We start from the raw sequence: 24671 nt of genomic DNA on the forward strand, positions 1-24671 counted from the left end.
GGTTCAGGCCTTGGCTGCTGCGGCCAGGCCGCGGTTGAGGTCTTCGATCAGATCGTCGGGATCTTCCAGGCCAATCGACAGGCGGATCGTGCCGGGGTGGATGCCGGCGGCGATCAGCGCCGCATCGGACATGCGGAAATGCGTGGTCGACGCCGGATGGATGACCAGCGACTTGGCGTCGCCGACATTGGCCAGGTGCGAAAAGACCTTGAGCGCCTCGATGAACTTGCGGCCGGCCGCCCGGCCGCCGCTCAGATTGAAGGTGAACACCGAACTGCTGCCGCGCGGCAACATTTTTTGCGCCAGTTGGTGGTCGGGATGCTCCGGCAGATCGGGATGGACCACCGCCTGCACCGCACCGCCGACCAGCGTCGACAGATGCGCCACCACCTTGCAGGTATTCTCGATATGGCGGGCCATGCGCAGCGGCAGGGTTTCCAGCCCCTGCAATATCTGAAAGGCCGACAGCGGGCTGAGACAGGCGCCGAAATCGCGCAGCCCTTCGCGCCGGGCGCGCAGCAGGAAGGCGGCGACCGTCGACTCTTCGGTAAACACCATGTCGTGGAAGCCTTCATACGGCTCGGCCAGGGTCGGAAACTTGCCGCTGGCCGCCCAGTCGAAGGCGCCGGAATCGACGACCACGCCGCCGATCACCGTGCCATGACCGGACAGGAACTTGGTAGCGGAATGGAAAACGAGATCGGCCCCGTGCTCGAAGGGTTTCAGCAGGTAAGGCGTGGTGAAGGTCGAATCGACGAGCAGCGGCAGGCCATTCTCGTGGGCCAGCGCCGAGACTTTGGCGATATCGAGCACATCGAGACCCGGATTGCCCAGCGTTTCGCCGAACAGCAGCCGGGTTTCCGGGCGGATCGCCGCCTGCCAGGCATCGAGGTCGCGCGGATCGACGAAGGTGGTGGTAATGCCGAAACGCGGCAAGGTGTATTCGAGCAGGTTGTGCGAACCGCCGTAGAGCGAACGGCTGGCGACGATATGCCCGCCGGCCCCCATCAGCGTGGTGATCGCCAGATGCATCGCAGCCTGCCCGGAAGCCACGGCAACACCGCCCACCCCGCCCTCGAGCGCCGCCATGCGTTCCTCGAAAACCGCGTTGGTCGGGTTGGAAATGCGCGAATAGACATGGCCGCCGCGCTCCATGTTGAACAGCGAGGCGGCCTGCTCGGCATCCTTGAAGACGAACGAGGACGTCAGGTAGATCGGCTGCGCCCGGGCGCCGTACTGGCTATCCGGCACCTGGCCGGCATGCAGGGAAAGGGTGTCGAATTTGTAGGTCATTGCCCTGGTTGCTGGGAGTTGAAAAGGGGCATGATGCTATGGAATCCGCCGGTCTCGGTGAAATCACATTTTTTTCTTTCGATATAAGCACTCCATCCACCGCGCAATGCTGATTAGCTAATCAGCTATCGATATTTGTCGCCCGGCCAGTGCCTTGTTAGCCTTGCGGGCTTGCCTGGCAGCTCAGGCGCCGACCGCGGCGCAGCGCCTCCGGCCGGATCAATCAGGCAGCCGCCGCAAACCAGACGATTATCGATGAGACAACACTTGCCCCGTCCCCGGCCAGGCAGACCGCCGCGCCAGCACCATGACGGCATGGACACGCGGGACGCCCTGGTGCGTTGCGGCATGGAAATCCTGACGGAAAAGAGCTTCGCCTCGACCGGCATCGAAGACATCCTGAAATGCCTGAATGTCCCGAAAGGCTCGTTCTACCACTACTTCGACAGCAAGGAAGCCTTCGGCTGCGCGGTGATCGACAGCTATGCGGCCTATTTCGCCCGCAAGCTCGACCGTCTGCTGCTCGACCCGAGCTGCTCACCCTTGCAGCGGGTTGCCAATTTCATCGCCGATGCCTGTCAGGGGATGGAACGCCACCATTTCCAGCGCGGCTGCCTGATCGGCAACCTCGGCCAGGAAATGAACTCCCTGCCGGAAGCCTTTCGCGTCAAGCTGGAAGCTGCCTTCCTCGACTGGCAAGACAGGCTGGCGGCCTGTCTCAGGCTTGCCCGGTCGGCCGGCGAACTGACCGAGGCCGCCGATTGCGAACAGCTTTCGGTCTATTTCTGGATCGCCTGGGAGGGCGCCGTGCTCCGCGCCAAGCTGATCCGCGACAGCAGCCCGCTGCTCATCTTCGCCCGTGGCTATTTCTCCGGCCTGCCCTATGCCCCCGGGCATTCCGGGCTGATTGTGCCGCTCTCCTGAAGCGGCCTGCCCGGCCGTTCGCGGCCCGGCAGGCCGGCTGAAAACGCTCAGGCCTGTTCCAGCGACTTCTTGAAACTCTGCCGCTCGGCAAGATCCGCATGGATGCGCGCCGTGGCCTCCTTGCCGCTCAGGAACAGGACATGGTTGCCGTTGCCCTCGGCCACCCGCTTGAAGGCCTCGCCGCGCACGGCCTGCTCAAGCGACTTGGTCAACCGGGCGACGACGGCCGGCGGCGTGCCGGCCGGGGCGAACAAGCCGTTCCAGACGGTGAAATCCGGCTCGCGGATGCCGAGCTCGAACGAGGTCGGGATATTCGGCAATTCGGGCAGGCGCCGCCGACCGATCACCAGCAACGGCACCAGCCGGCCGGTCGCCTGCAGGCCATTGACGGCCGGCAGGTCGGAGGTGCCGATCTGGGTATGTCCGGCAAGCAGATCGGCGACCTGGGGTGCGGTTCCCTTGTAGGGCACTTTCAGTAGATTGAGCTTGTAACGCCGGGCCAGCTGCTCGACCGACAGTTCAGAAATGGCGCCGTTGCCGGTGGTGCCGAAGGCCAGCGGCGGCTTCTTGCCATCCCTGGCCAGAGCGAGGAACTCGTCGAAGTTCTTGACCTGCAACGAGGGATGCGCCCACAAGACGTAAGCCGTTTCGACGAACAGGCCAATCGGCACGAAATCCTTCAACGGGTCGAACTGCGCCACCTCGGGCGACGACACCACGTTGCCGATGAACGAGGTGGTATTGGCGGCCAACAAGGTGTAGCCGTCCGCCTCGCTGCGGGCGACAAAACGGGTGGCGATGGCGCCGGTTGCGCCCGCCTTGTTCTCGACGATGACCGGCTGCCCGAGTGAGGTCGACAACTCGCTGGCCAGGACCCGCCCGAAGATATCGGTCGGCCCGCCGGCCGGCCAGGGCACGACATACTTGATTGGCCGCGCCGGCCAGCCGTCGGCGACGGCGTAGCGCCCGGGCAAGGCGGCCAGCGCGGCGCTGCCGGCCAGTTTCAGGAAACTTCTTCGATTGCGATGGGCAAATGCCATGTCCGACTCCAGATCATTATAAAAGCCGGCCAAATGCCGGAATGGAATCGGAAACTATCAGGCGCGGACAATCCGGCAAAAACGATTAATTGATATTCTCAGAAACGAAAATAAAAATATAAATAATCGGCATGCCGATATACATATAAAAACAGAATATTTGGCAGTTATTAACTGGCGGATAAATATCGTCGGATCAAAAACAGATTTTCCGACCGCTTCGCCCAAAATATCATGCCGACTTCCATCCATTCACCCTTCACTCGCTTCCGGGCCGAGCCTTACAGCCCGAATATCGGCGCCATCATTCATGGCCTCGACCTGACCAAAACACAGGACGAGACGACGCGGGATCAACTGCGCACCGCGCTGGCCCGTTTCGAAGTCCTGTTCTTCCGCAATCAGCCGATTGACGCCACCCAGCACATCGAAGTCGCCGGCATTTTCGGCAACCCCGACGGCGCCAAGGCCTACTTTCCGCAATCGGACGCGAATCCGCTGATCGAGGTGATCGAAACCAAGGCCGGCGGGCCGCGCTATACCACCGACCAATGGCACGTCGACGTCAGTTACCTGGCCGCCCCGCCGGCCGGCGCCGTGCTGCATGCCCAGGTCTTGCCGGAAAGCGGCGGCGACACACTGTGGTCGAGCGGCCGGCGCGTCTATGCGGCGCTCGATCCCGGGCTGGCCGCCCGCCTGGAAGGGCTGAGCGCGACCCATAGCATCGAACGCAGCGCCTGGCCCGAAATCATCCGCAGCCAGGAAAACGGCGAAGAGCGCTTCCGCCAGATCAGGGCCGAACGGGTTCCGGTCAGCCACCCGGTCATCCGCAGCCATCCGGTAACCGGCGAGAAACTGGTGTTCGTCAATCCGAAATACGTGGACCGCATCGATGGCCTGTCGCGCAAGGACAGCGACAACCTGCTCGACCACCTGTTCGGCCAGTTCGAGCGCCCCGAATTTCAGGCCCGTCTGCGCTGGGAGAAGGACACCGTCGCCGTCTGGGACAACCTGAGCACCGTCCATTACGCCGTTGCCGACTACCTCCCGGCCTACCGCCGGATGCACCGCGTCACCTTCTGACGAAGCCGCCCTTCAGGCGCGGCCGGAAGCACATAGACGCATTGCTGATAAGGAATTCAGATCTAAGTATTTAGCCATCAACACTGCTGTTTTTAGAATAAGCGTCAAGTAATCGGCCTTGTTTTAACAAACCGGTTGCATCGGTAATAACCATCGGCTCACGCCGATTATTTTTCCAAATATATAGACAACCGGTCTAATTCATTTCCGGTTGCCCCATTCTTACTGGAGCAAAATAATGAAGCTTCGCCTGATCAAACACCGCGACTTCGTTGCCGGCCTGTTTTTCTGCATTACCGGCCTGGCCTCTGCCTATGGCTCAACCGCCTATTCGCTGGGCACCGCAATGCGCATGGGGCCGGGGTATTTCCCGTTGGTCCTCGGCGTGCTGCTCACCGGCCTCGGCCTCGTGCTGGCGGCGCACAGCCTGAAACTCGACATCTCGAGCGACGAATCCCGGCTGATCGAGAAGCCCTGCCTGCGTTCGCTGTCGCTGATCGGGGCCGGCATGCTGCTCTTTGCCTTTTCGCTGAGTGGCGCCGGGCTTCTGCTCTCCACCATCGGTCTGGTCGTCATCAGCGGCCTCGCCTATCGCCAGTTCCGCTGGCATGAGCTCGGCCTGCTCAGTAGCGGCCTGGCGATTTTCGCCGTCGCCGTGTTCGTCTACGGCCTCGGCCTACCCTTCCAGGTTCTGCCGGCATGACCGAGCTGGGCGGACAATTGCTGCAGGGCTTCGATGCGGCCCTGACCGTCGGCAATGTTCTCTATTGCCTGCTCGGCGTCACGCTCGGCACGCTGATCGGCGTTTTGCCCGGCATCGGGCCGGTGGCCACGATCGCCATGCTGCTGCCGACGACCTACGGCCTGCCGCCGCTAACCGCGCTGATCATGCTGGCCGGCATCTATTACGGCGCCCAGTACGGCGGTTCGACCTCGGCGATCCTGGTCAATCTGCCCGGCGAATCCTCCTCCGTCGTCACCTGCCTGGACGGCTACGCCATGGCCCGCCGTGGCCGCGCCGGCGCGGCGCTCGGTATCGCCGCCCTCGGTTCCTTCTTTGCCGGCTCGGTGGCGACGCTGATCATCGCCGTGCTGGCGGCGCCGCTCGCCGCCCTGGCCCTCAAGTTCGGGCCGGCCGAATATTTCTCGCTGATGGTCCTCGGTCTGATCGCCGCCATCGTGCTGGCCAACGGCTCGGTGATCAAGGCCATCGCCATGATCGCCCTCGGCCTGCTGCTCGGCCTGGTCGGCACCGACGTCAATTCCGGCGTCGAGCGCTTCAGCTTCGGCATTCCCGAACTGTCCGACGGCTTCGGTTTCGTCGTCGTCTCGATGGGCATTTTCGGCATTGCCGAGATCATCCATAACCTCGAAAAAAACGAACAGCGCGACATCTTCGCGACCACCGTCGGCCGCCTGCTGCCCACCCGCGACGACTTCCGGCAATCCTGGAAGCCCGTGCTGCGCGGCACCTTCCTCGGTTCTCTGCTCGGCATCCTGCCCGGCGGCGGCGCCATTCTCAGCTCCTTCGCCTCCTACACGCTGGAAAAGAAACTGGCCAAGGACCCGAGCCGCTTCGGCCAGGGTGCCATCGAAGGGGTCGCCGGGCCGGAATCGGCCAACAACGCCGGCGCCCAGACCTCGTTCATTCCACTGCTCACCCTGGGCATCCCGCCCAACGCCGTGATGGCGCTGATGGTCGGGGCGATGATGATCCACGGCATCGTGCCCGGCCCGCAGGTGATGACCGAACGCCCGGAACTGTTCTGGGGGTTGATCGCCAGCATGTGGATCGGCAACGCCCTGCTGGTCCTCCTCAACCTGCCGCTGATCGGCCTCTGGATCCGCCTGCTCAAGGTGCCCTATCGCCTGCTCTACCCGGCCATCCTGCTGTTCTGCTGCGTCGGTATCTACAGCGTCAACCAGAGCGCGCTGGAACTCGCTTTCGCCGTCGGTTTCGGCCTGCTCGGCTACGTTTTCATCAAGCTCGACTGCGAACCGGCACCGCTGCTGCTCGGTTTCGTCCTCGGCCCGCTGATGGAGGAAAACCTGCGCCGGGCGCTGCTGCTCGCCCGGGGCGACGCGCTCGTCTTCCTCAGCCGCCCGCTCAGCGCCTTCCTGCTCTTCCTCGCCCTGCTGCTGGTCCTGGCGCTGGTCATTCCGAATATCCGAAAGACCCGCGACCAGGCCTTCCAGGACAGCTGATCCACCCCGAATTCCTTCCCCTCAGGAGCTTTTCAATGTTTTTCTCTCACCTCCGCCGGCATGGCAAGCAGTTGGCCGTCGCCGCCACGCTGGCGCTCAGCCTCGGCCAGGCCACCGCCGAATCGCTGAAGATCGGCTTCCTGCCGATCAGCACCCACGCCAAGTTCATGGTCGCCAAGGAAGCCGGGTTCTACGCCCAGGAAGGCTTCGACGCCGAATTGATCGAGTTCATCAACTCGGCCGACGGCCTCAATGCCCTCAACGCCCACAAGATCGACGTCGGGGCCTTCGGCACTTCGGCGCCGCTGATCCATATCGCCAAGGGCAGCAAGATCAAGGTCATCGGCGGCATCGTCAGCGGCGGCTCGTCCTTCATCATCCGCCCGGAAAACGCCGCCCTAATCAAGTCGCCGGCCGACTTCAAGGGCAAGAAGATCGCCACGGTGCGCCTGTCGACGGTCGATGCCATTCTGCGTGCCGCGCTCAAGGACGCCGGACTCGACTGGAAGAAGGACGTCCAGATCTTCGAACTGAAGAGCGCCCCGGCCGTCACCGAGGCGGTCAAGAGTAGCCAGGCCGACATCGGCGCGACCTGGGGGCCGCATGACCTGCGGGCCGAGGAACAGGGTCTGAAAGTGCTCTTCCACTCGACCGACCTCTACCCGGCCCACGTTTGCTGCCGCCTGGTGGTCACCGAGGACGGCAAGTCGGCCGAGATCTGGCAACGCTTCCTGCGCGCCATGCTGCGCGCCGAGAAGTTCGTCGTCGAGAACCACAAGGAAACGATCGACATCGTCAGCAAGTACGTCAAGCTCGACAAGGGCCTGCTCGACCGCGACCTCTACAACGTCTGGGTCGACCAGAGCACCGATCCCTACCTGAACGGCGTGCGCAAGTTCTGGGACACCATGCAGCACAGCGAATTCATTCCGCCCAAGGGCGACATCACGCCGTCCGTCGATCTCAAGCTCTATGACCGGGCGCTGACCAGCCTGGCCCGCGAGAACCCGAAGGATCCGTACTGGCAGAAGCTGATCAAGGACTTCAAGACAAAGAACAAGGCCTGATCGGGCGACCGTTTTTCCGGAAACCACCATGTCTGAATTCGACTACATCATCGTCGGGGCCGGCAGCGCCGGTTGCGTGCTGGCCAATCGGCTGAGCGCCGACGGCCGCCACCGGGTCGCCCTGGTCGAGGCCGGAGGCGCCGGGCGCCATCCGTCCTTCCACCTGCCGGTCGGCTATGTCTGGAACCGGGCCCATCCGCGCGGCAACTGGCTCTACCGTACCGAGCCGGAAGCCTCGAGCGGCCAGCGCCGCATCCTGTGGCCGCGCGGCAAGGTGCTCGGCGGTTCGTCGGCGATCAACGGCCTGCTCTACATCCGCGGCCAGGCCCGCGATTACGACGAATGGCGCGACCTGGGCAATGCCGGCTGGGGCTGGGACGACGTCCTGCCCTACTTCCGGCGTGCCGAGGACCAGGCCCGCGGAGCCGACCAATTCCATGGCGCCGGCGGCCCGCTCGGCGTGTCCGACCCGAGCGTCCGCCACCCGCTGTCCGAGGCCTTCATCGCCGCGGCCGGCGAAGCCGGTTTTCCAGCGCGCGACGATTTCAACCGCGACCAGCAGGAAGGTGTCGGCTATTTCCAGGTCACCGTGCGCAACGGCGTGCGCAGCAGCACTGCCAACGCCTATCTGAAACCGGCCCGCAAGCGCCCCAATCTGCGGGTGTTCACCGGCGCCCAGGTCAGCCGGATCGTGTTCGACGGGCGGCGGGCCTCCGGCATTGAGCTGCAAATCGACGGCCAGCGCCGGCACTTCACCGCCCGCCGGGAAGTGCTGCTCAGTGCCGGCGCGGTCGCCAGCCCGGCCCTGCTGCAACACTCCGGCATCGGCGACGAGGCGCATCTGCGCTCGCTCGGCATCCAGCCGGTGGCCGACCTGCCCGGCGTCGGCGAGAACCTGCAGGATCACTACATGGTCAGCCTGACCTTCCGCATCTGCGGCCTGACCACCTTCAACGAAACCGCCCGCGGCTGGCGCCTGCTCCGCGAGATCGCCCGCTACGGGCTGTCGCGGCGCGGCTTGCTGGCGATGAGCGCGTCGCACATCAACGCCTTCCTGCCGACCCGCGACAACCCGCAGCACCCGGACATCCAGTTCCATGTCATGCCCGGCACCTTCAATTTCGAAACCGGCCAGGTGGACAAGACGCCGGGCATGACCTGCGGCGTCTGCCAGTTGCGCCCGGAAAGCCGCGGCAGCATCCACATCGACAATGCCGATCCGCTCGTCGCGCCGCGCATCCGCCCCAACTACCTGGCCAGCGAAAAGGACCGCCGGGCGCTGCTCGACGGCCTGCGCCACGCCCGCCGCATCGCCGCCCAGCCGTCGCTGGCCCGCCATATCGAGGTGGAAAACCTGCCCGGCCAGCAGACCGAATCCGATGAAGCCCTGCTCGAATTCGCCCGGCAGACCGGCAAGACGCTTTACCACCCGGTCGGCACCTGCCGCATGGGCCACGACAGCCTGGCGGTCGTCGACAACCAGCTGCGCGTGCATGGCCTCGACGGCCTGCGCGTCATCGATGCCTCGGTGATGCCGACGCTGATTTCCGGCAACACCAACGGGCCGACCATCATGATCGCCGAGCGCGCCGCCGACCTGATCCTCGGGGGGATTGCCTGATGACTGCCGCCTTCCAGACTCTGCGCGACCCGGCCCTGCTGCGCCGGCAACTCTACATCGACGGTCAGTGGGTGGCCGGCGACGGCGCCCCGCTGGCGGTGCACAACCCGGCCAGCGGCGAACTGCTCGGCACGGTGTCGACCGCCAGCGCCGACCTCGTCGACCACGCCATCGGCGCCGCCGCGGCGGCCCTGCCGGCCTGGCGGGCCAAGCCGGCCAAACAGCGCGCCGCCATCCTGCGCCGCTGGTACGAACTGATCCTCGAACACGCCGACGATCTGGCCCGCATCATGACCCTGGAACAGGGCAAGCCGCTGGCCGAAGCGCGCGGAGAAATCCTCTTCGGCGCCTCCTTCATCGAATGGTTCGCCGAGGAAGGCAAGCGCGTCTACGGCGAAATCGTCCCGCCGCCGAGCAGCGACCGCCGCCTGCTCGTCCTCCGCGAACCGGTCGGCGTCTGCGCCGCCATCACGCCGTGGAATTTCCCCAGCGCGATGCTGGCGCGCAAGGCCGCACCGGCCCTCGCCGCCGGCTGCACGCTGGTCGTCAAGCCGGCCGAAGCGACGCCCCATTCGGCCCTGGCGCTCGCCGAACTGGCCGAGCGGGCCGGTCTGCCGCCCGGCGCGCTGAACATCGTGCTCGGCGATCCGCAGCGGATCGGCGAACAGCTGACCGGGCATCCGGCCGTGCGCAAGCTGTCGTTTACCGGCTCGACCCGGGTCGGCCGGCTGCTGCTCGCCCAGGCGGCGGCCAACGGCCAGAAGGTCAGCCTCGAACTGGGCGGCAATGCGCCTTTCATCGTCTTTGCCGACGCCGACCTCGAACAGGCCGTGGCCGGCGCCATCGCCGCCAAGTATCGCAATGCCGGGCAGGTCTGCGTCGCGGTGAACCGCATTTTCGTCCATGCCGCGCTCTACGACCGTTTCGTCGCCGATTTCGTTGCGGCGACGCGTCGCCTGGTGGTTGGCGACGGCCTCGACCCGGCTAGCCAGGTCGGGCCGCTGATCAACGCCACCGCGCTGGCCCGGGTCGAAACGCTGATCGGCGAAGCCGTCGCCCACGGCGCCCAGGTGGCCGCCGGCGGCCGGCGCCATGCGGCGGGTGAACTGTTCTTCGAGCCGACCGTATTGACCGATGTCGGGGCCGACGAGCGTGTGGTACGCGAGGAAATCTTCGGGCCGGTCGTCAGCATCCACCGCTTCACCGACGACCAAGCTGTGCTCGCCCAGGCCAACGCCACCGAATACGGCCTGGCCTCCTACTTCTACACCCGCGATATCGGCCGCTTGTTCCGCATCGCCGAGGGCCTGCAATTCGGCATGGTCGCCGTCAACACCCCGGCCATCTCGAGCGAGGCCTCGCCCTTCGGCGGCATCAAGGCCTCCGGCCAGGGGCGCGAAGGTTCGCGCCACGGCATCGACGATTACCTCGAATACAAAACCGTCTGGATCGCCGGACTCTGATTTCAACCCTTTGATTGCTACTTATCCCATGAACGCCAGCCTCCATCACCTCGCCCACATCACCACCCGCGACCCCGCCGAATACCAGGCGGCGCTCGGCGTCCATCGCTGGGCCAAGCTGCAGCAGCAGATCCGCTATCTCTGGGGCAACGAGGATTATTTCCGGCTGCGCTTCAAGGCCGCCGGCATCGATTCGCCGGACGACATCCGCAGCCTCGACGATTTCCGCCGCCTGCCCGCCTTCATGGACAAGGCCAGCCACCGCCAGTCACAGGAAGATTCGCTGGCTCGCTACAACCATCCCTTCGGCCTGCACCTGACGGCGCCGCTCGACAAGGTGGTGCATCTGGCCGGCACCTCGGGCACGACCGGTCAGCCGACCTTCTACGCTTTCACCCAGCGCGACCTCGACATCTCGCACCAGACCCTCGGTCGCCTCTTCGCCTTCGCCGGCATCCGGCCGGGCGACACCACCTTCCACGCCTTCGGCCTGTCGCTGTGGCTGGCCGGCATCACCTACGTCCAGGCCCTCGAAGCCTACGGCGCCCGCCCGGTCGCCCTGGGCGCCGAAGCCGGCGTGCCGAAGATCCTGCGCTACATCGAATTCACCCGGCCGCGCGCCCTGTTCGCCACGCCCTCGATGGTCAACCAGCTGATCGAGCGGGCGCCGCAGGAAATCGGCAAGCCGGTCGGCGCCCTCGGCATCAAGCTGGTGCTCTGCGCCGGCGAGCCCGGCGCCGGGCTGCCCGCCTTCCGCCAGCGCGTCCGTGAGCATTTCGGCGCCGAGGTCCATGACTTCATGGGCGGGGCCTGGCACAACGCGTTGATTTCCTGCGCCAGCCACGACTATCACGGCATGCACTACCTGACCGACGACAGCTGCTTCCGCTACGACCTGGTCGATCCGACGACCAAGGAACCGTTGCTACTGACCGACGGCGCCGTTGGCGAAGCCCTTCACACCGCGCTCGATTACCAGGCGGCGCCGGCCTTCCGCTACGCCACCGGCGACATCGTCAAGATCCACGTCGGCGAATGCCCGGGCTGCGGCACCTTCGGCACGCGCATGGAAATCGTTGGCCGGGCCGACGACATCCTGATGATCAAGGGCGTCAAGGTCTATCCGGCGGCGATCCAGAGCGTCGTGCTGCAGTTCCAGCCGGAAATCTCCGGCGAGCTGCGCATCCGCCTCGATGGCCCGCCGCCGCGCGTCGAGCCGCCACTGCGCCTGGCCATCGAAGCCGCGCCGGATACCGGCGAAGCGGCCTGGCCGGAACTTGCCCGGCGCATCGAGCAGCGCATCCGCGAGCTGCTCACCTTCCGCCCGGAAGTCACGATCCTGCCCTACGGCAGCCTGCCGCGCACCGGCGCCAAGACCAAGCTGATCGAAATCGCTCAGCCCGCCTAAGCAAGCCGCAACCAAGGAAAACCACATGTCCCGCGTTTCGCCATACCGCCGCCGTACCCTGCTGCTCGCCGCCGCCCTCGCCCTCGGCACCTCCTTCACCGCCCAGGCCGACAACTGGCCGAGCAAGCCGATCAAGCTGGTCGTCCCCTACCCGCCGGGCGGCGCCGCCGACACGGTCGGCCGCATCTTTGCCGAAAAGCTGTCGGAAAGCCTGAAACAGTCGGTGGTGGTGGACAACCGACCGGGCGCCGGCACCGCCATCGCGGCGGAATATGTCGCCAAGTCGGCGGCGGACGGCTACACGCTGTCCCTGGTGCCGACCGGCCAACTGACCATCCTGCCGCACCTCGCCAAGGAACCGCGCTTCGACCCCTTCACCAGCTTCACGCCGATTTCGCAGTTGGCCTATACCTCGGTGGTCATCGCCGCATCGCCCGAGCTGCCGGTAACCAACCTCAAGGAAGCCGTCGCGCTGGCCAAGACCAAACCCGGCCGGCTGAGCTATTCGTCGAGCGGCAGCGCCACCATCATCCATCTGGCCGGCGAGTATTTTGCCTCGGTCGCCGGCATCGAGTTGCTGCACGTGCCGTTCAAAGGCAGCGCGCCGGCCGTCACCGCGCTGCTCGGCAACGAGGTGAACCTGGCTTTCGACACCCTGACCATCCTGGCGCCGCAGATCAAGGCCGGCAAGATCAAGGGCCTGGCGATCGCCGCCCGCGAACGCTCGCCGCTGCTGCCCAATGTGCCGACGGTGATCGAGGCCGGCTATGCCGATTTCGAGGTGCCGTCGTGGTTCGGCCTGGTCGCTCCGGCCGGTACGCCGAAGGAGATCGTGCAAAAGCTCAATGCCGAGATCACCGCCATCGCCAAACAGCCGGCGACGCGGGAAAAGCTCGCCGCCCAGGGCCTGGAGCCGTGGCCGTCGACGCCGGAACAGTTGGCCGATCACGCCAAGTACGGACAGATCGTCAAGAAAGCCAGGATCACTTTCGATTGAGCCGGAGGACGCCATCATGAGCATCGAATTCATCGGTTTTCTCGCCCACCAGGAGGCCAGCGAATCGGTCGTGCCGCACGGCCCGCTGGTCAATCCCGAGTTCGTCGGCGCCTACGCCCGGACGCAGGAGTACGGCGGTTTCGACAAGGCGCTGATCGCCTACCACAGCGCCGCGCCGGACGGCTTCCAGGTGGCCGCCTACGCGGCCCGGGAGACCAGCCGCCTCGGCCTGCTGATCGCCCATCGGCCGGGCGTCGTGGCGCCGACCGTGGCCGCCCGCCAGTTCGCCACGCTCGATCACTTCAGCCAGGGCCGCGCCGCGGTCAACATCATCACCGGCGGCAACGATGCCGAGCAGCAACGCGACGGCGACTTTCTCGGCTACGACGAACGCTACGAACGCACCGACGAGTACCTGAGCCTGATCAAGCAGGCCTGGCAAAGCCCGGAACCCTTCGATTTCGACGGCCGGCACTACAAGGTGCGCGGCCATTTCGCCAAGGTCCGCCCGCTGCAACGCGGGCCGGCCGGCCCGCAGATTCCGGTCTATTTCTCCGGCTCGTCGCCGGCCGCCGTCGCGGTAGCCGGCAAGCACGCCGACGTCTTCATGATGTGGGGCGAACCGCTCGCTGGCATCGCCGAACAGATCGCCGCCGTGCGCGCCTCGGCGGCCCGCTACGGCCGGGCCGACAAGCTGCGTTTCAGCCTGTCGATCCGCCCCATCCTCGGCGCCACCGAGGACGAGGCCTGGACACGGGCCGAACGCATCCTCGCCGCCACTCGCGGCAAGCTGGAGAAAGCCGCCGGCCCCGGCGGCCTGCACCGGATCGCCCCGGGCCAGCCGCAGAACGTCGGTTCGCAGCGTCTGGCCGCCTTCGCCGCCCAGGGAACGGTGCTCGACAAGCGCCTGTGGACCGGCATCGCCGCCCTGACCGGGGCGGTCGCCGGGACCGCCGCGACGACCGGAATCGGCGGCAATTCGACCGCTCTGGTCGGGACACCGGAACAGGTCGCCGAAGCGCTGCTCGATTACCACGACCTCGGCGTCGGCACCTTCCTGATCCGCGGCTTCGATCCGTTGCTCGATGCCGTGCAGTACGGTCGGGAACTGATTCCCGAGGTGCGCCGCCAGCTCGCCCTGCGCCAGCATCCCGGCCAGGCGCGCCGGGCGGCTGCCGGCCTGTGAGCAGTCGCCAGACCATGACCGCCGGCCAGCCGCCCATCGCCTACATGGCCCGGACACGGGCCTATTACCTCGCCCTCGGCTACGACAACCCGTATGCCTGGGCGCATTACGACACCGTACCGTTCACCCCGCTCGGCCAGGCACTGGCCGCCACCCGCCTGACGCTGGTCACCACGGCGGCGCCCTTCCAGCCCGGCAAAGGCGAGCAGGGGCCGGGCGCGCCGTACAACGCCGCCGCCAAGTTCTACCAGGTGTATTCCGGCGACACTGCGGCGGAGCACGACCTGCGCATCGCCCATGTCGCCATCGACCGCCAGCACACGACGATGACCGACAGCGGCGCGTGGTTTCCGCTGCCCCGCCTGCGGACCCTGGCCGAACAGGGCGAATTCCTGCTGGCCGGGCGCTTTCACGGCTTTCCGACCAACCGCAGCCAGCGCCAGACGCTGGCCGTGGACGCGCCGGAGCTGCTCGCCCGTTGCCGGGCGGATGGCGTCCAGGCAGCCTTGCTCGTCGCCAATTGCCCGGTCTGCCACCAGAGCCTGGCGCTGGCCGCCCGCCATCTCGAGGCCAACGGCATCGCCACGGTCGTTCTCGGTTGCGCCCGCGATGTCGTCGAGCATTGCGGCGTGCCGCGCTTGCTGTTCAGCGACTTCCCGCTCGGCAATGCCGCCGGCCGGCCGCATGACCCGGCGGCCCAGCAACAGACGTTGCGCCTGGCGCTCGACCTGCTGCGTCAGGCGACGGCGCCGCGCACCACTTGGCAGTCGCCGCTGGTCTGGCCCGGTTCGCCCGACTGGAAGCTCGATTACGCCAACCCCGAACGCCTCGATCCGACCGCCCTCGCCGGCCTGCGCCGGGAAGCCGAAGCCGCCCGGCTGACCGCCCGCCAATTGCGCGACGACACCCTGGCCCCCACTTTTTGCAGCCTTTAAAACAGAAAGCCACCATGTCCGAAGTCCTCTACGAATCCCGCGACGGCATTGCCGAAATCACCATCAACCGGCCGGAGAAATACAACGTCCTGACCCACGAAGTCGTCGCCGGCTTGCGCGCCGCCTGGGAACGCTTCAACGCCAGCGACGACCGCGTCGCCATCCTGGCCGGGGCCGGCGAAAAGGCCTTCACGGCCGGCGCCAACCTGCGCGACATCCCGCATGACCTGTGGCGCGCCATCCCCGGCGCCGGCATCGCCGTCGACAAGCCGATCATCGCCGCCACCGCCGGTCTGGTCGTCGGCGGCGGCCTGGTCCTGGTGCAGTTCGCCGATCTCGCCATTGCCGCCGACAACACGGTGTTTTCCTACCCGGAAGCCAAAGTCGGCTTCTCCGGCGGGCTGATCAGTTCGCTGGCGGCGCGCATCCCGCACAAGGTAGCGATGGAATTGCTGCTGGTCGGCGGCCGGATCGACGCCAGCCGGGCCTACGAGGTCGGCCTGGTCAACCGCGTCGTGCCACTCGGCCAGGAACTGGCGGCAGCCCGCGAGCTGGCAGCGCAGATCGCCGCCAACGCGCCGCTCGTCGTCCAGTTGCTGAAACGTTTCGTCGGCCAGGTGATCGCCAAAGGGCCGACCGAGGTGGCCGCCATTGCCCGCGCCGAGATCGAAAAGATCAACACCTCCGGCGACTTCCACGAAGGCATCGCCGCTTTCGTCGAAAAACGCCCGCCGTTCTTCAACGGCAACTAAACCCATTTACCTTCAGGAGCTTCCCCATGTCGAATAACGCAGGCAAACGCCTTCTTTCCGTCTTGCTCGGCGCCAGCGCCCTGCTCGCCGTTCCCCTGGCCCAGGCCGACAGCTGGCCGAGCAAGCCGCTCAAGCTGATCGTCGCCTTCCCGCCGGGCGGCGCCTCCGACGCGGTCGGCCGGATCTACGCCGAAAAGCTGTCCGAAGCGTTCAAGCAACCGGTGCTGGTCGACAACAAGCCGGGCGCCGGCACCGCGATCGCTGCCGAAGCCGCCGCCAAGGCCGCGCCGGACGGCTACACGCTGTCGCTGGCGCCGGCCGGCCAACTCACCGTACTGCCGCACTTGAACAAGAAGCTGCCTTACGACCCGATCCGCGACTTCGCGCCGGTTTCCATCGTCGCCTCGGTGCCCTACGTGCTGGCCGCCAGCCCCAACGTCCACGCGGCCAACAGCAAGGAACTGATTGCCGCCGCCAAAAAGGAACCGGGCAAGCTGACCTATTCCTCGTGTGGCAACGGCACGCTCTGCCACCTGAGCGGCGAACTGTTCAAAAGCCTGACCGGCACCGACCTGCTGCACATCCCGTTCAAGGGCAGCGCGCCGGCCGTCACCGCACTGCTCGGCGGCGAAGTCGACCTCTCCTTCGACACGCTGACTATCCTCGCCCCGCAGATCAAGGCCGGCAAGATCAAGGGCCTGATCGTTTCGAGCAAGGAGCGTTCGCCCTTGATCCCCAACGTGCCGACCGCCGCCGAAGTCGGCCTGCCCCAGTTCGACGTCAGCTCGTGGTTCGGCATCGTCGTCCCGGCGGCGACGCCGAAGGAGATCGTGCACCGCCTGAACCAGGAACTGGTCCGCATCGCCAAGCTGCCTGACGTCCGGGAACGCCTGCTGGCCCAGGGTCTCGACGCCAGCCATACGACGCCGGAAGCGTTCGCCAAGTCGATCAAGGACGACTCGGCGCGCTGGGGCAAGATCGTCCAGTCCTCCGGCGCCAAGCTGGATTAAGGGGGAACCGATGAACGCACCGGAAAAACATCTGGCCAGCGAACTCCGCCAGGCCCGCATCGACCTCGCTGCGGCTTGCCGCCTGGTCGCCCTGTTCGGCTGGACCGACCTGCTGGCGACGCATATCTCGCTGCGCGTCCCGGGCCGCCACGACCGCTACCTGGTCAATCCCTTCGGCCTGCTGTTCGAGGAGGTCACCGCCTCGTCGGTCCTCGAAGTCGACCTCGACGGCAAGATCATCGCCGGCGACGGCGACCTCAACCCGGCCGGCACGGTGATCCACGGCGCCATCCATGGCGCCGTCGAACAGGCCGCCGCCGTCGTCCACCTGCACAGCCGGGAAGGCGTCGCGGTTTCCTGCCAGGAACAGGGCCTGCTGCCGCTGAACCAGATGGCGCTGATGGTCTATGGCGACATCGCCTATCACGACTTCCAGGGCGTTGTCCTCGATGATGCCGAACGCAGCAGCCTGCTCGCCAACATGGGCGACAAGCCCCTGCTCATCCTGCGCAATCACGGCACGCTGGCGGTCGGCCGCAGCATGGCCGAAGCCTTCGCCCGCATCTGGCGGCTGGAGCGGGCCTGCCGCTTCCAGCTCGCCGCGCAGTCGGCCGGCGTGCCTTTGCGCCAACTGCCGGCGGAGGTGATCGCCCGGACGCTCGAACAGGCCAAGGTGCTTTACGGCCCCCTGGCCAGCTTCATGCCCTCCGGCAAACGCGAGTGGGCGGCCTTGCTGCGCCGGCTCGACCGCGAAGCGCCGGGCTACCGGAACTAGGCGATGGGCCAGCCCTCGATCGCCATCTTCGGTGCCGGCGCCATCGGCATCTACCTGGCCAGCCAGTTCGCGGCGGCCGGGATCGCGGCCAGCCTGATCACCCGGCCGGGGAAAGCCCTGCCGGTACCGCTGATCGTCGAAGACGACCAGGGCCGGCGGAGCGCCCCGGCGATTGTCCAGGTGCCGGCCGACCAGCCGGCGCCGCACGATATCGTGATCGTCACCGTCAAGGCCCACCAGCTCGCCGCCGCCCAGCCCGAAATCCGCTCCTGGCTGGCCGCCCAGGGCCAACTGGTGCTGGCCCAGAACGGCCTGCCCTGGTGGTATTTCCAGGGCCTGGCCGGCGCACACGGCGGGCGGCGGTTGCAGGCTGCCGACCCGGACGGCAGCCTGCTGCAGGGCATCGACCTGCAGCGGACCATCGCCTGCGTCATCCACAAATCGGTCGACCGCCCCGAACCCGGGCGCATCCTGGCCTTCTCGGCCGCCGGCGACCGTTTCATCTTCGGCCGGCCGCTCGGCGGCCTTGACCCGGCCTTGCAGCGCCTGATCGATACCTTCCACCGGGCCGGGCTGCCGGCCGAGGCCTCGGCCGACATCCGCGGCGACCTGTGGGACAAGCTGCTCGGCAACGTCGTGCTGAACCCCCTGAGCGCATCGACCGGCCGCGACCTCGCCGCCCTGCTCGACGACACCGAGACGCACGCCCGGATCACGGCCGGCATGCAAGAGGCACGGGCGGTTGCCGGTTCCTTCGGGATTGCGGCCGGGCGCTCGATCGCCGAACGCCTGGAACGTACCGTCGCGATCGCCCGCCGGGGCAGTTTCCGGACCTCGATGCTGCAGGACCGCCAGGCCGGCAAGCCGCTGGAACTTGACCCGATTGTCGGCGCGGTGATCGAACTGGCCCGCCTGAACGCCATCGCAACACCAACGCTGGATCGCCTCTATGCCGAGGCCCGCGCCATCTCTCTCTGAATTTTCGATCGACCAGGAGTATCACCATGAGCAATCAGAAACTGCTTGATTTCGTCCAGGGCATCACCCGCCTGCTGGACACCAATCCGAACGAGGAAATCATCCTCACCCACGGCCAGAAGCTGCTTGCCGAACTGGTCGCCAGCGACGACTGGCTGCCCGACCAGTTCGCCCAGCCGCATCCGCAGTATTACCAGCAGTACCTGCTCTATGCCGACCCGCTGGATCGTCTGTCGATCGTCAGCTTCGTCTGGGGGCCGGGCCAGAAGACGCCGGTGCACGACCACCTGACCTGGGGCCTGGTCGGCGGCCTGCGCGGCCGCGAACGCGAAACGACCTACGAGAAACAGGCCGACGGCAGCTACCTGGCGACCGGCACTGGCGTACTGCAGCCCGGCGAAACGACCGCCGTCTCGCCGGCCATCGGCGACGTGCACGAGGTTGCCAACGATCTGGCCGACCAGCCGTCGATCAGCATCCACGTCTATGGGCGCAACATCGGCCGGGTCGATCGTCACGTTTTCGACCCGCTCAGCGGCGCGGCAAAGTCCTTCGTCTCGGGCTATGCCAGCACCGTCGTGCCCAATCTGTGGAGCTGATGGATGAGCGCCGCCATTCGCCACAGTACCTATGCCGAGGTCCGGGCCGCCCTGCTCGCCCGCCGCGAAATCGCCCTGCTCGACGTCCGCGAGGAAGACCCGCACGCCCAGGCGCATCCGCTGTTTGCCGCCAACTTTCCGCTGTCGCGCATTGCCACCAACGCCTACGCCAAACTGCCCCGCCGCTCGGTGCCGATCGTCGTCCTCGATGACGGCGAAGGCGACGCCGAACGTGCCGCCGCCAAGTTGAGCGAACTCGGCTACAGCGACGTCGCCGTGCTGGCCGGCGGCGTCGCCGGCTGGGCGGCGGCCGGCGGCGAACTGTTCCGCGACGTCAATGTGCCGAGCAAGGCGTTTGGCGAACTGGTCGAAGCCACCCGCCATACCCCATCGTTCTCGGCCGAAGAGGTGCAGGCGCTGATCGACGCCAATGCCGATGTGGTCATCGTCGACGCCCGTCGTTTCGACGAATACCAGACGATGAGCATTCCGACCGCGACCAGCGTGCCCGGCGCCGAACTGGTGCTGCGCGTCCCAGCCCTGGCGCCGGCCGCGAACACCCAGGTCATCGTCAATTGCGCCGGCCGCACGCGCAGCATCATCGGCACCCAGTCGCTGATCAACGCCGGCCTGCCCAACCCGGTGGCGGCCCTGCGCAACGGCACCATCGGCTGGACGCTGGCCGGGCAAACCCTGGAGCGCGGGCAAAGCCGGCGCTTCGGCGAGGTCGACGAGGACACCCGGCAAAGCGCCGGCGAGGCCGCCCGGCAGGTTGCCGAGCGGGCCGGCGTCGGGCGCATCGGCCGCGATACGTTGGCTTCATGGCAACAGCAGGACGGCCGCAGCACCTATTTCTTCGACGTGCGCCCGCCGGAAGAGTACGAAGCCGGGCACCTGCCGGGCTTTCGCAACGTCCCCGGCGGCCAGTTGGTGCAGGAAACCGAAATGGTCGCCCCGGTCCGCGGCGCCCGCCTGGTGCTGGCCGACGATGCCGGCGTGCGCGCCGACATGAGCGCCTCATGGCTGGCCCAGATGGGCTGGGAAGTTTATGTGCTGGACGACGTCGGTCCAGCCGACTTCACCGAAAGCGGCCCGTGGCAGCCGCCGCTGCCGGCGCTGCCCGCGGTCAACTTCATTTCGCCGGCCGAATTAGCCCGCCACCAGCGGGAAACCGGCGATGTCGCGGTCCTCGATCTGACGACCAGTGCCAACTACCTGCGCGGCCATGTGCCGGGCGCCTGGTTCGTCCAGCCCTCGCGGCTCGCCGCCGCGCTCGACCGGATTCCGCCGGCCAGCCTGTATGTGCTGACTTGCGCCACCAGCCAGCTTGCGGTGTTCTTCGCCGCCGAACTGGAAGAACTGCTGGCCAGCCCGGTCCGCGTTCTGGCCGGTGGTACGCAGGGCTGGCGCGCCGCCGGCCAGCCGCTCGAAGCCGGGCCAACCTTGCTGGCCTCGCCGCCGATCGACCGCTACCGCCGCCCCTACGAAGGCACCGACAACCCGCGCGAAGCCATGCAAGGCTATCTCGACTGGGAATTCGGACTGGTCGAACAACTGGCGCGGGACGGCACGCACGGCTTCTTCGTCATTTGAAACGTTCGCGGGGCCGCCGCCCTAGTCTCAAATAAATTGATTGTGCATAGTGTGTAAAAATGCTGTGAGGAAAAAGCCATCAAGTACGCCCTTCCTGTACCGACGTTGTGCCACCTCTTAAAAATAGTTTTTTTTGACTGAAACAAAATGAGTTTCGACGACAAGACGATACGTTTTTGGATTTTGGTGCAATGGGCAATCTGGATTGGTTTGGTATTTATACATCTTCTCGGGTTTGTATCGTCATCCGGGACGACTGTTCCGCTTCGGCTAGTCAAAGGTGATTCAGTCGAAATTTTGGTTTTTAGACCTCTTCCTGATCCTTTGCACTTGCAGTTGGTTTTTGAAAAGCAATCAGGCGTAAAGCGTCCTGAACTTGGAGGGAAGGGGCGCATAGAAACCGATGGAGGATTCAGATTCGACAGCCCAGGGGAATCCGTCAAACTTCAGATTACTAACAACGGTACAAGTTCGGCTTTTGAAATGTTTCCAGGCGGCAATCTTGCTTTCGAAGAAAGACATGACAAGGCGGTGCGAGATTTCATGCCGTTCGTGGAGGACGATGATCCCGCAATGTTTCCTTGGCCTCCTGCAAATAATCTAAGGCCAGTTCTTTCCACTGGGTTATCGAGATTAACAATCTCGGTGCTAGAAACAGGACCGTTAACAGCGGGAGAGCTAGTGATGCTCGATATCGGCGCCCCAATAAATCCTAAGACCGTTCATACGCAAAGCTATCTGTGGCTGGGATCGCTGATGTTGCTCTGGCCGATCAGCATCATTCTGTTGCTTTTGTATGGCGTCTTTTTGCTAAAAAAAAACCATTAAGGCCTGACGAGGCTTTCTATGCCATTAGGAAAGGAGCCATCGCTAATCAGGCCCCGGCTTCCTACACGCTTTGTTGGCCCCAAAAAAACAGCCCGTCACAGTCAAGTGACGGGCTCAAACGCAAATTGCGTGATGGAGAGAGACTTGCATGACCGCCTGACGCGGCCACGCAACGGAATTTAGCGCCCGGCGCGACGATTCCCAACAATTTGCTTCGTATAAGCACAGAAGTACCGACGTTTTGTCTTTATCCACCGGCTGCGTGCCAGCAAAGCGCAGTTTTTTGGCATAAGCAACGCAGAAATACGTCGTTCGCCCCGCTCCGGTGTGTCACTAGCATCCAAATCCTGCGCCCAGCCTGTCAGGCTCGCCCTCCATCATCGACCAACCCATGATCCAACTCGACAACATCGTCAAACACTACAGCGGCGCCCAAGGTCCGGTCGAAGCCCTGAGCGGCATCGACCTCGGCATCAAACCTGGGGAAATTTTCGGCATCATCGGCCGCAGCGGCGCCGGAAAAAGCACGCTGATCCGCTGCATCAACCTGCTCGAACGCCCGACCGGCGGCCGGGTCCGCGTTGCCGGCCGGGAGCTGACCGCGCTCGACAAGACGGAACTGCGCACCGCGCGGCAGGAGATCGGCATGATCTTCCAGCATTTCAACCTGCTCTCCTCGCGTACCGTCTTTGCCAATGTCGCGCTGCCCCTGGAAGTGGCCGGTCTGGCGCGCGCCGACATCGAGACGCGAATTGCGCCCCTCCTCGACCTGGTTGGACTGAGCGAACACCGGGAGCGTTATCCGACCCAGCTTTCCGGCGGCCAGAAACAGCGCGTCGGCATTGCCCGGGCGCTGGCCAGCCACCCCAAGGTCTTGCTCTGCGACGAGGCCACCTCGGCCCTCGACCCGGAAACTACCCGTTCGATTCTGGCGCTGCTCAAGGACATCAACCAGCGCCTCGGCCTGACCATCGTCGTCATCACCCATGAAATGCAGGTCATCAAGGCGCTTTGCGACCGCGTCGCCGTCCTCGACAGTGGCCGCATCGTCGAGCAAGGCGAAGTCTTCAGCGTATTCACTCAACCCGAGCACCCGGTCACCCGGACCATGATCCGCGACGTTCTCGGCCAGGACATTCCGCCCGGGCTGCTCGAGCGCCTGAGCCAGTCGCATCTGGCACGGGGTGGGCGGCTGTTCCGCTTTTCGCTGACCAGCGAGGAAACCGATGCGCCGCTGATCTCGCAGCTCAGCCGCAACTACCACCTCGACATCAACATCCTGCACGGCCAGATCGACGAGATCCAGGGCCGCCCCTACGGCAGTTTCCTGGTTCTCGTCGAGGGCGCCGCCGAGCGACAGGAGGCGGCATGGACCTGGGCGCGGCAAAACGGGATTCGGGTGGAGCGCGCCGATGTCCATTGAGTTGCTTCGCCTGTTCTCCGAGTCGTTCCTGGAAACCCTGGGCATGGTCGGCATCGCCGGCGGGATTGCTGCCCTCTTCGGCATTCCGCTCGGCCTGCTGCTGACCGTCACCAGCCCCGGCCACATCCTCCCCCGCCCGCTGTTCAACCGCGCCCTCGGCATCACGGTCAACGCCGTGCGCTCGACGCCCTTCATCATCCTGATGGTGGCGATCATCCCGCTGACCCGTCTGCTCACCGGCACCTCGATCGGGACCGCCGCAGCGGTCGTGCCGCTCGCCATCGCCGCCATCCCATTTGTCGGTCGCCTGGTCGAAGGCGCCCTGCGCGAGGTCGATGGCGGCTTGATCGAGGCCGCCGAAGCGATCGGTGCCACGCCGCTGCAAATCATCCGCAAGGTGCTGGTACCGGAAGCCCTGCCCGGCATCGTCAACGGCCTGACCATTACCTTCGTCAGCCTGATCGGCTATTCGGCGATGGCCGGCGCCGTCGGTGGCGGCGGCCTGGGCGACCTGGGCATTCGTTATGGCTACCAGCGCTTCATGCCCGAGGTAATGCTGCTGGTCGTCGCCGTCCTGATCGTTTTCGTGCAACTGGTCCAGTCCCTCGGCGATCACCTGTCACGCCGCCTCAACCACCGTTGATTTCAAGCCACGCCATTACCCACTCTCCCGGAGGAACCACCATGACTTTCCGTTTCAGCCGTCTCTTGGCCGTATTACTCGCCAGCGTCGCCCTCTCGGCCGGCGCCGACGACAAGGTTTACAAAATTGGCGTCACCGGCGGCCCGCACGCCCAGATCCTCGAACAGGTCAAGAAACTGGCCGAGAAGGATGGCCTGAAGATCCAGGTCGTCGAATTCTCCGATTACATCCAGCCGAATGCCGCCCTGGTCGCCGGCGACCTGGCCGCCAACAGCTTTCAGCACCAACCCTATCTCGACAACCAGGTGAAGGATCGCGGCTACAAGCTGGTCTCGGTGGCGACGACCGTTACCTTCCCGATGGGCCTCTACTCGAAAAAGCTGAAATCCCTGGCCGATCTGCCGAACGGCGCCCAGGTCGCGATTCCGAACGACCCGACCAACGGCGGTCGCGCCCTGCTCCTGCTGGAAAAGAAAGGGGTTCTCAAGCTCAAGCCGCAGGCCGGCCTGAAGGCGACGCCGCTCGACATCGTCGACAATCCGAAGAAGCTGAAGATCAAGGAAATCGATGCCGCCCAGTTGCCGCGTACGCTGGACGATGTCGAGGCCGCGGCAATCAACACCAATTACGCCTTGCCGGCCGGCCTCGATCCGAAGAAGGACGCCATTGCCATCGAAGAAGCCCGCTCGCCCTACGTGAACGTGATCGCCGTGCGCGACCAGGACCGCGATGCGGCATGGCTGAAGACGCTGATCAAGCACTACCACAGCCCGGCGATCAAGAAATTCATCGCCGACGAGTTCAAGGGATCGATCGTCGCCTCCTGGTAAGGCGCGGCCCTAGCGGCC

The 24671-nt window shown here is 65.6% G+C and carries 23 protein-coding genes; 21 read left to right on the forward strand and 2 right to left on the reverse strand.

Annotated elements, in window-relative coordinates; all coding sequences use genetic code 11:
* Positions 1-3: 3 nt before the first annotated feature.
* Positions 4-1293: an O-acetylhomoserine aminocarboxypropyltransferase gene (locus ACLIKD_RS08245; protein ID WP_428827926.1), complete on the reverse strand. Its 1290-nt coding sequence runs from the start codon at positions 1291-1293 to the stop codon at positions 4-6.
* Positions 1294-1608: 315 nt separating this feature from the next.
* On the opposite strand from ACLIKD_RS08245, the gene ACLIKD_RS08250 reads away from it, so the two are divergent.
* Positions 1609-2217 carry a TetR/AcrR family transcriptional regulator gene (locus ACLIKD_RS08250; protein WP_428827927.1) on the forward strand — a complete coding sequence of 203 codons (609 nt, stop codon included), beginning with the start codon at positions 1609-1611 and terminating at the stop codon, positions 2215-2217.
* A gap of 47 nt (positions 2218-2264) precedes the next feature.
* Here the strand turns inward: ACLIKD_RS08250 and ACLIKD_RS08255 are convergent, their stop codons facing one another.
* Positions 2265-3257: a Bug family tripartite tricarboxylate transporter substrate binding protein gene (locus tag ACLIKD_RS08255; protein WP_226473237.1), complete on the reverse strand. Its 993-nt coding sequence runs from the start codon at positions 3255-3257 to the stop codon at positions 2265-2267.
* Positions 3258-3491: 234 nt separating this feature from the next.
* Here ACLIKD_RS08255 and ACLIKD_RS08260 point away from each other — a divergent pair, with 234 nt between their 5' ends.
* The 20 genes from ACLIKD_RS08260 to ACLIKD_RS08355 all read left to right on the forward strand — a co-directional run bounded on the left by ACLIKD_RS08260 (position 3492) and on the right by ACLIKD_RS08355 (position 24653).
* Complete coding sequence (locus ACLIKD_RS08260; RefSeq protein WP_428827928.1) at positions 3492-4340, forward strand: TauD/TfdA dioxygenase family protein; 849 nt, start codon at positions 3492-3494, stop codon at positions 4338-4340.
* Between the two features lie 238 nt (positions 4341-4578).
* Positions 4579-5043 (forward strand): tripartite tricarboxylate transporter TctB family protein, encoded by a 465-nt coding sequence (locus tag ACLIKD_RS08265; protein WP_226473235.1) that lies wholly within the window; start codon positions 4579-4581, stop codon positions 5041-5043.
* Positions 5040-6545 (forward strand): tripartite tricarboxylate transporter permease, encoded by a 1506-nt coding sequence (locus ACLIKD_RS08270; RefSeq protein WP_428827929.1) that lies wholly within the window; start codon positions 5040-5042, stop codon positions 6543-6545. Before ACLIKD_RS08265 ends, ACLIKD_RS08270 begins: the two co-directional genes overlap by 4 nt.
* 35 nt (positions 6546-6580) lie before the next feature.
* The gene (locus ACLIKD_RS08275) at positions 6581-7612 is read left to right on the forward strand and encodes an ABC transporter substrate-binding protein (protein ID WP_428827930.1); all 1032 of its coding nucleotides are present in this window, start codon (positions 6581-6583) and stop codon (positions 7610-7612) included.
* A 28-nt stretch (positions 7613-7640) separates the two neighbouring features.
* Entirely contained in the window at positions 7641-9233 is a 1593-nt protein-coding gene (locus ACLIKD_RS08280) for a GMC family oxidoreductase (protein WP_428827931.1), read from the forward strand.
* Positions 9233-10696, forward strand: a complete 1464-nt coding sequence (locus ACLIKD_RS08285) for an NAD-dependent succinate-semialdehyde dehydrogenase (RefSeq protein WP_428827932.1) — start codon at positions 9233-9235, stop codon at positions 10694-10696. The genes ACLIKD_RS08280 and ACLIKD_RS08285 overlap by 1 nt, the downstream gene beginning before the upstream one ends.
* 28 nt (positions 10697-10724) lie before the next feature.
* Complete coding sequence (locus tag ACLIKD_RS08290) at positions 10725-12104, forward strand: phenylacetate--CoA ligase family protein (protein ID WP_428827933.1); 1380 nt, start codon at positions 10725-10727, stop codon at positions 12102-12104.
* A gap of 25 nt (positions 12105-12129) precedes the next feature.
* Positions 12130-13101 (forward strand): Bug family tripartite tricarboxylate transporter substrate binding protein, encoded by a 972-nt coding sequence (locus ACLIKD_RS08295; RefSeq protein WP_428827934.1) that lies wholly within the window; start codon positions 12130-12132, stop codon positions 13099-13101.
* A 16-nt stretch (positions 13102-13117) separates the two neighbouring features.
* Positions 13118-14287, forward strand: coding sequence for an LLM class flavin-dependent oxidoreductase (locus tag ACLIKD_RS08300; RefSeq protein WP_428827935.1), 1170 nt, complete (start codon positions 13118-13120; stop codon positions 14285-14287).
* Between the two features lie 14 nt (positions 14288-14301).
* The gene (locus ACLIKD_RS08305) at positions 14302-15222 is read left to right on the forward strand and encodes a hypothetical protein (protein WP_428827936.1); all 921 of its coding nucleotides are present in this window, start codon (positions 14302-14304) and stop codon (positions 15220-15222) included.
* Between the two features lie 14 nt (positions 15223-15236).
* The gene (locus ACLIKD_RS08310; RefSeq protein ID WP_428827937.1) at positions 15237-15974 is read left to right on the forward strand and encodes an enoyl-CoA hydratase/isomerase family protein; all 738 of its coding nucleotides are present in this window, start codon (positions 15237-15239) and stop codon (positions 15972-15974) included.
* Between the two features lie 26 nt (positions 15975-16000).
* Positions 16001-16984: a Bug family tripartite tricarboxylate transporter substrate binding protein gene (locus ACLIKD_RS08315; protein WP_428827938.1), complete on the forward strand. Its 984-nt coding sequence runs from the start codon at positions 16001-16003 to the stop codon at positions 16982-16984.
* A 10-nt stretch (positions 16985-16994) separates the two neighbouring features.
* Positions 16995-17759, forward strand: a complete 765-nt coding sequence (locus tag ACLIKD_RS08320; protein ID WP_428827939.1) for a class II aldolase/adducin family protein — start codon at positions 16995-16997, stop codon at positions 17757-17759.
* Positions 17760-17762: 3 nt separating this feature from the next.
* A complete protein-coding gene (locus ACLIKD_RS08325) occupies positions 17763-18737 on the forward strand; it encodes a ketopantoate reductase family protein (protein ID WP_428827940.1) in 975 nt (324 codons plus the stop codon).
* A gap of 26 nt (positions 18738-18763) precedes the next feature.
* Positions 18764-19336 carry a cysteine dioxygenase gene (locus ACLIKD_RS08330; protein ID WP_428827941.1) on the forward strand — a complete coding sequence of 191 codons (573 nt, stop codon included), beginning with the start codon at positions 18764-18766 and terminating at the stop codon, positions 19334-19336.
* A 3-nt stretch (positions 19337-19339) separates the two neighbouring features.
* Positions 19340-20929: a rhodanese homology domain-containing protein gene (locus tag ACLIKD_RS08335; RefSeq protein ID WP_428827942.1), complete on the forward strand. Its 1590-nt coding sequence runs from the start codon at positions 19340-19342 to the stop codon at positions 20927-20929.
* 147 nt (positions 20930-21076) lie between these two features.
* Entirely contained in the window at positions 21077-21757 is a 681-nt protein-coding gene (locus ACLIKD_RS08340) for a hypothetical protein (protein ID WP_428827943.1), read from the forward strand.
* Positions 21758-22148: 391 nt separating this feature from the next.
* Positions 22149-23180 carry a methionine ABC transporter ATP-binding protein gene (locus ACLIKD_RS08345; RefSeq protein WP_428827944.1) on the forward strand — a complete coding sequence of 344 codons (1032 nt, stop codon included), beginning with the start codon at positions 22149-22151 and terminating at the stop codon, positions 23178-23180.
* The gene (locus ACLIKD_RS08350) at positions 23170-23823 is read left to right on the forward strand and encodes a methionine ABC transporter permease (RefSeq protein WP_226473222.1); all 654 of its coding nucleotides are present in this window, start codon (positions 23170-23172) and stop codon (positions 23821-23823) included. The genes ACLIKD_RS08345 and ACLIKD_RS08350 overlap by 11 nt, the downstream gene beginning before the upstream one ends.
* A 41-nt stretch (positions 23824-23864) precedes the next feature.
* Positions 23865-24653, forward strand: coding sequence for a MetQ/NlpA family ABC transporter substrate-binding protein (locus tag ACLIKD_RS08355; protein WP_428827945.1), 789 nt, complete (start codon positions 23865-23867; stop codon positions 24651-24653).
* Positions 24654-24671 lie beyond the last annotated feature (18 nt).

It is taken from the genome of Azonexus sp. IMCC34842, from assembly GCF_050368855.1.
Taxonomy (GTDB): domain Bacteria; phylum Pseudomonadota; class Gammaproteobacteria; order Burkholderiales; family Rhodocyclaceae; genus Azonexus; species Azonexus denitrificans_A.